The following is a 3,186-nucleotide window of genomic DNA, read 5'->3' as shown; positions in this document are numbered from 1 at the left end:
CATCACCGACATGCGTAAAACGACGGTGGGCACCCTTGAACTCGGCTACAGCTGCTGCTGCCTTTTCAAGGTCAAGATTCAAAACACCTGCTACCGCAAGAGCCGCCGTTGCATTTGCCATATTGTGCTCACCTGGATTGGCGTGTAAACCAGAATGCACCGTCACACCACAGGGGCAGACCACATCAAAGTAACTCTGCAGACCCCGCTGCGTCTCACTAGGCACACAGCAATAATCAACATTTTCACCAAAACCATAGGTTACGACCTTGCAACCTGTAGACTTGGCAAGTTCAACATAGTGGGGATTATCACCAAAGATAACAATGGTGCCCTCTTTGCCTACCAACTCCATGAACTGACAAAAGGTTTTCTCGATATTCTCAAGCGTACCGTAGTGGTCGAGGTGATCGGCCTCAATATTGGTTACGACAACCACATTGGGATTGAGAAAGAGAAAAGAGCCATCAGACTCATCTGCTTCGCAGACAAAGTAGCCACCAGAACCATTGCGACCATTGGTGCCATATTCCTCAACGATGCCACCAATGAGGAAAGAAGGGTCACAACCTAGATGGTCAAGCATGGTGGCCACCAGAGAGCTTGTCGTAGTTTTTCCATGGGTGCCAGCAACGGCAATCGTCTTTGCACCTTCTCCCAGCGCAGAAAGCATCTGAGCACGACGCCAGACGGTAATACCCAGCTCACGCGCACGAACAAGCTCGGGGTTAGTCTCGGGAATTGCGGTAGAAATAACAACCACATCGGGCTTGAGCTCGTCAATAGTTGCTGCTTGATGACCAATGCGGACATCAATGCCCGCATGCTCTAGGTCACGCACGTAACTCGAGTTCTTAAGATCAGAACCTGTGACCTTGCAACCCCGCTGAAAAAGAACAAGCGCAATACCACTCATGCCTGCGCCACCGATACCAATAAAATGTGCACTCGAGAACTTAGGAGCCTGGGTAGTTTGAGTCATGTAAGCCTCTTCTCTTGCAAATACATTTTTAGATACTTTAACGGATAGAGAAGTATTCGGACGCCTGCAGCGAACAGTTGCCATGAAAAGACCCGCCTTTCAAAAGCAAAGACAGGTCTCGCATACGTGCTGCTCTGTTAACGACGAGCTATAGCTTCCACTTGATCTGCCAAAGCTGCAGCAGCAGTGGCACCGCCAAGGCCTTGAGCAGCGCTGCGCATCGAAGCGCGGGCATCGGCATCCGCAAGTAAACCTATGAGCTCATCAGCAAAGCTCTGCTCATCAATAGCTTCGTCGGTATACATACGAGCTGCCCCCGCATCCACCAACAAATGCGCGTTGGTCTCCTGATGATTTTCTGTTGCAAAAGGATAAGGGACTAATACCGAAGGCACTGCAAGCGCTGCAATTTCTGCAATAGATGAAGCACCTGCGCGCGATACCACAAGATCGGCAGCTGCTAGTGCCCCTCCCATATCTTCTATGTACGGCAACAGTTGCCAGCGCGCCTTCTCCTCTGCTGTCAAATCCAAAGCAGCAAGTGTCTCGTCAAAGTCCTTAGCGCCTGTCGAGTGGATGATGTAGAGCTTATCCTGTGTCAGTAGCTGTTTTTTAAGCTCGACAATACGATGATTGAGATGGCGAGCACCAAGACTACCGCCAAAGACTAAAAGCACGGTGGCATCCTCAGGGACGCCAAACGTAGCACGGCCTGCAGCTCTACTCGCCTGCACCACGGCGCGACGCACAGGATTTCCCGTCAGTACCACTTGGGTCTGCTCGCCTGTTTTACCCGTAAAGGCAGAGCGCGCTGCAGAAAATGACAAGCAAAGACAAGACGCGTGTTTGGCACAGAGTTTATTGGCGAGCCCTGGCACAGAATTTGCTCGTGAAGCACATATGGCACGCCCCGTGATGCGCACCAACGCAGCAAGGGCATTTCAACGTAAGCACCAAAGCCAACAGCAACATCAGGCATACCTTTGTCAGCCATAATCTTGCCTACTGCGCCCTGAGCCTTATGCATATGCCAAACTGCACTCAAGGCAGTCCAAGGACGACTGCGATTAAAACCCGTTACACGAATGGGCACAAAATCAAAACCTGCAGCTGGTACCAGCTGGGCCTCCAGACGAGTTGATTGTCCAAAGAAAAGCACCTCATGACCGCGAGAAGCAAGTTCATCAGCAAGCGCTAGTGCAGGATTGATGTGACCTGCAGTACCGCCCGCAGCAATAGCAATCTTGAGCTTATCTCCCACGTCGATCACTCCTTCTCTCACGAGTCGAATTGTTACGTTTGGGACGGAGGCGATCTGCCGCATCTGGTCCCAAGTCTATTCTTCTGCGTCCATAGGCATCTTCGCTCATGCGAGCACGATTTAGCAAATCTGTACGATTAGCGCGTGGCTGAGTAGCTGAATTACTACTTCCACCTTCGTATACTTGAAAACGTGGACGAGCAGAGCTGGACGTGAGCGGCGTACTTTGTGTGAGCGGTGTACTTAACTGACGAGCCGAACGCGGTTGTGCTTCTCCAACCATGCCACTATCTCCATAGCTGTAAGCTGCGCGACCACGAGAGGCAAGCGAGAAATCTTCACGACGACGGTCAGACTCTGTCTCTTCTAAGCGTGAATGCAGAGCTACTGAGCTAACCACACCTACGGTCATCAATGTTGAAATAATTGAAGATCCACCGTAAGACAAAAAAGGCACGGGCTTGCCTGTCATGGGCATAATTGCTAAGACGCCACAGATATTAACAAAGAGCTGAATGACCATCATCGATACGCTACCTGCAGCAATAAGCCTGCCAGCAAGGTCAGGCGCATTGCGAGATATGCGCATACCTGCCCAAAAGATGACCGCAAACCCTGCAACCACACCCAAGGTGCCTACAAGACCACATTCTTCTCCTACTACAGCAAAAATAAAGTCGTTGTGAGCAAAGGGAAGATAGGAGTATTTTTGTCTACTTGCTCCAATGCCGACGCCAATAATACCGCCAGCCGCAAAGGCATAAAAACCTTGGATAATCTGATATCCCGTATTCAGAGGATCGGACCAGGGATTCAAGACCGTAAGAATACGCTGACGCGAATAAGCATCTTTCATGGAATATGCAAAGAAAGCTACAAGGAGAGCGCCCGCAAGCATAACAAGGAACTTGCCTGGTACACCGCTAAGATAGGCCATAACCAA

General features: G+C 50.5%; 4 protein-coding genes. All 4 read right to left on the bottom strand.

The annotated features are described in order from the left end of the window. Nucleotides 1-982, bottom strand: a 982-nt coding sequence (gene murC, locus Q0X25_RS08085) for a UDP-N-acetylmuramate--L-alanine ligase (RefSeq protein ID WP_298581024.1), incomplete at its 3' end; no start/stop codon positions are given. A gap of 137 nt (nucleotides 983-1,119) precedes the next feature. After that, nucleotides 1,120-1,752: a glycosyltransferase gene (locus Q0X25_RS08570; protein ID WP_367270423.1), complete on the bottom strand. Its 633-nt coding sequence runs from the start codon at nucleotides 1,750-1,752 to the stop codon at nucleotides 1,120-1,122. Beyond that, nucleotides 1,743-2,243, bottom strand: coding sequence for a glycosyltransferase (locus Q0X25_RS08565; protein ID WP_367270422.1), 501 nt, complete (start codon nucleotides 2,241-2,243; stop codon nucleotides 1,743-1,745). Before Q0X25_RS08565 ends, Q0X25_RS08570 begins: the two co-directional genes overlap by 10 nt. Beyond that, on the bottom strand, nucleotides 2,233-3,186 hold a 954-nt coding region (locus Q0X25_RS08075; RefSeq protein WP_298581021.1), incomplete at its 5' end, for an FtsW/RodA/SpoVE family cell cycle protein. The genes Q0X25_RS08075 and Q0X25_RS08565, both read right to left, overlap by 11 nt.

The organism is uncultured Olegusella sp. (assembly GCF_947253395.1).
Taxonomy (GTDB): Bacteria; Actinomycetota; Coriobacteriia; order Coriobacteriales; family Atopobiaceae; genus Olegusella.
Note: the sequence above shows the minus strand (reverse complement) of the source record. Positions and strands in the feature narration are given on the sequence as shown.